4 protein-coding genes are annotated in these 6535 nt (G+C 34.6%); 3 read left to right on the top strand and 1 reads right to left on the bottom strand.

Translation table 11 applies throughout. The annotated features are described in order from the left end of the window. Positions 1–101 precede the first annotated feature (101 nt). From ABD792_RS06625 to ABD792_RS06635, 3 genes are read left to right on the top strand one after another with little or no spacing between them, the layout of a single operon-like run. Entirely contained in the window at positions 102–2732 is a 2631-nt protein-coding gene (locus ABD792_RS06625; RefSeq protein ID WP_345005080.1) for a TonB-dependent receptor, read from the top strand. Positions 2733–2734: 2 nt separating this feature from the next. Beyond that, the gene (locus ABD792_RS06630; RefSeq protein WP_345005081.1) at positions 2735–3934 is read left to right on the top strand and encodes a DUF4249 domain-containing protein; all 1200 of its coding nucleotides are present in this window, start codon (positions 2735–2737) and stop codon (positions 3932–3934) included. Beyond that, positions 3922–5658: a hypothetical protein gene (locus ABD792_RS06635; RefSeq protein WP_345005082.1), complete on the top strand. Its 1737-nt coding sequence runs from the start codon at positions 3922–3924 to the stop codon at positions 5656–5658. Before ABD792_RS06630 ends, ABD792_RS06635 begins: the two co-directional genes overlap by 13 nt. Here ABD792_RS06635 and ABD792_RS06640 read toward each other — a convergent pair. Next, a complete protein-coding gene (locus ABD792_RS06640; protein WP_345005083.1) occupies positions 5655–6359 on the bottom strand; it encodes a KAP family P-loop NTPase fold protein in 705 nt (234 codons plus the stop codon). The genes ABD792_RS06635 and ABD792_RS06640 overlap by 4 nt on opposite strands. Positions 6360–6535 lie beyond the last annotated feature (176 nt).

Consider the following 6535-nt stretch of genomic DNA (forward strand, 5'->3'; position numbering starts at 1 on the left):
TATACTTTTTGCTTCTTGTTTGTCAACTTTTTTATGGTCAATCCAAAAAGGAAATATCCATAAGTTTTAAAAAAGTGCATTGTGTTGAAGCGATAAAACAGTTGGAAAATGAAATAGATTTTATCTTTTATTTCGATAAAGATTGGTTTAGCGGTTGTGAAATAACCAAATCCTTTAAAGATGCTAGCTTAACAGAAGTTATTGATGGTCTGTTGGATGGCACATCAATAAATTATATTTTTCTAGATAAAAGAATTATTTTAACAAACAATAATGCTGTGTTTACAGAACTGCCTATAGGATATTTTGGAGACACCATAAAGGATGAGGAAGAAATTAAAATGCCTACCGCAAAGCAAAAGCAATTTGAGAAAAGAATTGTTGGTAGTTCGGGTATAGTGTATTCGGTGGGAAAAGAGAACAAACGGTCTTCAAAAAAAGTATTTACGGTATCGGGTATTATTAGGGACTCAAAAACTGGAAAGCCAATTGAAAGTATGACGGTTTTCGTAGCTGGCATAGGAGCGAATACATTAACTGGTACTGATGGCTTTTATACCTTAAACCTGCCCTCTGGATACTATATTTTGGAACTATCTTCGTTGTCTTACGGAAAGGACAAAAAGCAGATTATTGTCTATGGCGATGGTATATTAAACTTAAATATTCAGGAAGTTGTAGAACAGCTGGATGAGGTTTTAATTGAATCGAACAGGGACGATAATATAAAAAAGGTCGCAGTTGGGGTAACAAAAATAGATGTTGAAGGTATAAAAAACATCCCTCTCGTTTTGGGTGAAAGGGATATTTTAAAAGTAGCAACGACCATGCCGGGTATCAAAACAGCAGGAGAAGGGGCATTGGGTTATAGTGTAAGGGGAGGCAAGGTCGATCAAAACCTAATTCTTTTTGATAATGCACTACTATATAATCCCTCACATTTTTTTGGGGTGTTTTCGGCCATTAACCCTTTTGTTACTGATGATGTAGATATTTATAAAGGGAGTATTCCTGCAGAGTTTGGAGGGCGCTTGTCATCTGTAATCGATATAAAAACCAAGGAAGCCAATATGAAAAAGTTTTCCGGCGAAGGCAATATAGGGCCCATTACAGGAAATTTAACTTTTGAGACTCCAATTGTAAAGGACAAGATTTCTGTTATGGCAGGGGTAAGGGCAACCTATTCAGATTGGATATTAAAAGCAATTTCCGAAGAGTCTGTTAAAAACAGTTCAGCCTCATTTTACGATGCTGTTTTAAAATACGACCATAAAATAGATAACAAAAACACATTACAGGCAACGGGTTACATGAGTCGTGATGAGTTCAGTATATCTTCAGATTCTACCTATGCTTATGCCAACCAATTGGCCTCTATTAAATGGGGACATCAATTTAACGATAAAAACAGGCTTTCGGTTAGGTTGGCAAACAGTAACTATAAGTTTAATATCATTAACGAAGGAAATTTCAATAGAAATTTTGATTATGGTTTTAGTATAAACGAAACACAACTTAAACTGCTGGCAAACTATAATCATAGTAAGATCCATAAGTTTACCTATGGTATAGGTAGCAAACTGTATAATATTCAACCGGGATATATAAAACCTTTGGGTAATGAGTCAGATATTGAGCGTAAATCCTTAGATAAAGAAAAAGGATTGGAGTCCGCTGTGTTTTTATCTGATTTATTTAGCGTTAATGAAAAATTACAATTGGATGCGGGACTAAGGTATTCCGTTTATACAGCATTAGGAGAAAGCAGTCAGAATATTTACAATCCAGATGCTCCAAGAAGCGAAGAAAGTGTAATATATACTAAGTTTTATAAAAACAATGAGGTTGTTAAATCTTACGGAGGTCTGGAATTACGACTATCGGGAAGATATTATTTGTCTTCAAGCATGTCCTTAAAGTTGGGATATAATAATACCATTCAATATTCACATTTATTGTCTACAAATACCACGGCATCACCCGTAGATTCGTGGAAGCTGTCCGATCTTAATATTGAACCGCAACGGGCAGATCAATTTTCCTTGGGGCTGTTTAAAAACTTTAAAGAAGACCAATACGAAGCGAGCGTTGAGGGCTATTATAAAAACATGAAAAACTTATTGGATTTTAAGGTTGGCGCCAACCTAACCTTAAATGAAAACATTGAGACAGAATTGTTGTCTGGCGACGGTAAGGCCTATGGCGTGGAGTTCCTCATAAAAAAGAAAAAAGGCAGGCTTAATGGTTGGTTGGGATACTCCTATTCTAGAACGCTAGTAAAATTAGACAGTAAATTTTTAACCGATAAGGTTAACAATGGCGAATATTTTCCAGCCAACCAAGATCGCCCCCACGATTTAAGTTTAATTTCTAATTATAGAATAACCAAACGATATAGTGTTTCGTTTAATTTTAATTATCAGTCAGGAAGGCCGGTAACCTATCCTGTGGGCAAGTATTATTACTCAGGAAACGAACAGGTGTTGTATAGCGATAGAAATAAGCATAGAATACCAGATTACTATAGACTCGATTTGGGTATAAATATTGAAGGAGACCATAGAAATGAGAAACTGGCGCATAGTTTTTGGAATGTGTCGATCTATAATTTGTTAGGTCGAAATAATCCGTATTCGGTATATTTTGTAAATGAAAAAGGCCGAATAAAAGGGTACAAATCATCTATTTTTTCAGTGCCAATACCAACTATTACATACAATTTTAAGTTTTAGAAATGAATAGAAAAATAATATATAGGGTTTTAATAGTTGGGCTGGTTGTTTTAGGCTGTACAGAACGGTTTGAATTGAAGACAGAAACTTTTGAGGATAGGCTCGTAATTGAAGCAACGATAACCAATGAGGTCATGTCTCAAGAAATTAAAATATCCAGAACCCATGTTTTAGAAAGCACTGAACCAAATTATGAACATGGGGCTACAGTTAAAATTGAAGATAGCAACCAAAACACGTATAGCTTTACAGATGAAGGAGATGGACTGTATGTCTCTACAATACCGTTTATGGCCGAAGCTGGGGTGTCTTATAAGTTGTTTGTGGAAACTCTAGATGGGAGAAAATTTGAATCCTCACAAGAACAATTGGTGCCATTGGCAACTATTGATAATTTGTACGCAGAACTCATTGATGTAGATGGGGTTTCTGGTATTCAGGTCTTAGCCGATACTAATGAAAATTTAGGAGAGGCACAATTTTTCAGATACGAGTATGAAGAAACCTATAAAATTGTTGCGCCTTTTTACACGAGTTACGATGCCCTAATTACCAATTTGGTGGTTAGTCCTTCACTGTCGTATGATATTGAATTAGTGCCGCGTCCACAGGAACAAAAAATATGTTATTCAACTCATAATTCTGAGGAAATTCTTTTAGACAATGTTAATGGGCTAGCAGCGAGTGCATTAAAGAAAGTTCCAATACGATTCATACCTATTGAAGATCCTATATTAAGGGATCGTTACAGTATTTTGGTCAAGCAATATGTCCAATCAGCCAATGCGTATAATTTTTATAAGATATTAAGGGATTTAGGTTCGGACGGAAGTATTTTTCTTGATAATCAACCAGGGTTTATTCAAGGAAATATTGTTTCCAGTCTTTACGAAAATGATAATGCTATTGGTTTTTTTGATGTGTCTTCGGTATCTTCAAAAAGAATTTATTTTAATTATTTAGACTTCGGTATTGACAAGCCGCCATATTTTTATGACTGTGAGGTAATATTATGGGATTATTTAAATACTGGTCCAGAAATAAACGAACGCTATTATTTATATCAGAATTTAACGTTTGATGATTATATATATGCAAGTGTAGCAGGTTATGAGGAGTCCGTGTATGGGCTTACAACACCTCATTGTGGTAATTGTACAACATTTTCATCTGGTAAAAAACCTGAATTTTGGGAAGATTAATGGGAAATATGGGTTATAAATGTAGCATTATCATGTGCCTAGTCGTAAACTTTGTGTTTTCACAAGGCGTTAGCGAGGTGTTTCCTGTACAGGCAAGGGAAGCTGTGATTCTAAGCTCGAATGCGACTGTATTTGTTGTTGGCGAAGAGCTGTATTATAAGTTCTATGGTTTAGTTGGGGGTAACCTACCTAGCTCTATTAGTAAATTAGGCTATGTGGAATTGCTGTCTTCAGGCAAAGAAAAGCTCTTTAGCCATAAATTAAAACTGGATAACGGTGTGGCGCATGGTGATTTTTTTATCCCTACAAATGTTAAGACAGGTCACTATAAATTAATAGCTTATACTAAGTGGAATAGTAAGTCCTTTTTTCAAAAGGATGTTTTTATAATTAATCCATACACAGCTGGTAATGCGGTTGAAAAAGATTCTAGCAACAATAATTTTGTAGAAATAGCTTCTATTACTGAAAAAAATAGTCTGTTAACGGCAAATAAAGCACCGCAGAGTATTATCAAAACGGATAAAAACAGTTACAGCCTCAGAAGTAAAGTGGTTTTGCAAATAGATAATGGCACTAAAGAATTACCCCATGGACATTATAGTCTATCTGTTAGGAAAATAAACCCGATACAAGTTTTAAACAAAGAAGACCTAAAAAGCACAACTATTGCCCAAACGTCGCGTAAAGCATTGCCAGAGATTAGGGGAGAGATAATTTCGGGAACTGTAAAATCTAAGCAGGACAATTCTGTGGTGCCCAATAAAATAGTTTCTATATCATTTCCAGGTAAAAATTACATCTATAAAAATAGTATAACCGACAGTTCAGGTAAGTTTTATTTCAATGTACTAGAGAATTATAACGATACCAATGCGTTAGTTCAGCTTTCAGATAAGAATAAGGAAAATTATAGGATAGTGTTGGATGATAATGGTTTTCAAGATTATGGCGAATTGACCTTTGAAAAAGTAAAGCTAGACCCCAATATTAAAGATTGGATCTTAAGGGAGAGTATCTATAACCAAATTGAAAGTGCTTACTATAAAACAAAAAGGGATAGTATTGTGGCAAAGCAATTGCCTTCTGTGTTTTATGGTGAAGCCAGTGTCGATTACGTATTGGATGATTACAAAAGATTTCCGTCTTTAAGGGAAACATTCATTGAAGTTGTAGAAAAGGCCGCTATTAGAGGGGAGAATGGGGGCTTTAAGTTTAAGGTGTTTGATTATGAAGAAAAAAGGAGTAATCGTTTTAGTGAATTAGAACCATTGGTTCTTTTTGATGGCGTGTCAATTCAAAATGCAGATGCTATTATTGATTATGACGCAGGCAGGATAGAACGCATTAGTGTAGTTAGGGGCATATATTTTTATGGCCCGAGTATTTTCAACGGCATAATAGATATCACATCCAAAAAGGGAGATTTTACCTTAATGGCAAATGGAGATAATGTGGTTAAGTTAAAGCTTAGTGCGCCAGAGCATTTAAAGTTGCATGATCGTCCCAATTACTCCGATATTAAGCGGGAGTTAGATAGAATTCCCGATTACAGAAGGCAACTATTATGGGAGCCCAATATTCGTGAGACTAAACAATTGGATAAACTAGAATTTTATACTTCAGATGTAGAAGGTGTATTTGAAATCCTTTTAGAGGGCTATACATTATCAGGAAAGCAATTTTATTCAAAATCTTATTTTGATGTTGAGAATAAACTCTAACTCACTATTTTTTTAACTTTACACACTTCAGCTTCATTAACAGCTTTTTTATCAACACCACAGAAGAAAATGGTTTTTTGCCCATATGTAAAAAACAACTTCAAAGCAGAAAGCAAATTCAACACATTTTCAGGTTCACATCTATCTAAGTCATCAACAAATACAATATTATAATCATATGGTTTTGTAACTGTTTTATTATCTTCCCATCTAATAAACTCTTCCTTAAATCTATTTTTTAACAGCAAAAAAGTTTGACCTAGTCCTTCATCAAGTACTTCAACTATTTTACTTCCATCTATTCTCAACCCAGGTATAGAAACACTCACAGAATTAGAAAACCCTTTAAATAATTTAGCCGCAATATTAACAATCTCTCCAAAAGTTTCTTCCGTCGAATCCCGACTCTCAGCAACAAAATACTCAAGTAAAGAAATTGATAAATTGGCATCACTCTCAAATTCCCATGCCTCAAAAAAGAAAGTATTAAAACTGCCTTTTAACTCCTTTTCGAGGTACTTCATTAAAGTACTCTTACCACTTCCCCAGTCACCATAAAGAGAAAACATTTTAATATCAGGAAATTCGCTTGTATTGCTTTTTAAAAAAGTTTTGATAATCTCTCCTTTATCTATAATTCCAAGATAATCATTTTCAAAAGTTAAATCTTCTACCGGAAGATTAGGCAATAGTCTAGGCATGTAATTGATTTTCTTTAAAAGTAAGAAAATTCTATTGATAACGAAATTATAGGCTCAAAGTAAAAATCACACCTTCTAAGAAGGTGGCTTTGAATTGCCCCTAAAAGGGGCTTCGAGGGCCTGGTTCAAAAATCAAATTTCTGTTGATTCTCTTCAACTATTCTCTCTTCCTTTTC

Origin of the sequence: Snuella lapsa (assembly GCF_039539345.1) — a bacterium.
Lineage (GTDB): Bacteria > Bacteroidota > Bacteroidia > Flavobacteriales > Flavobacteriaceae > Snuella > Snuella lapsa.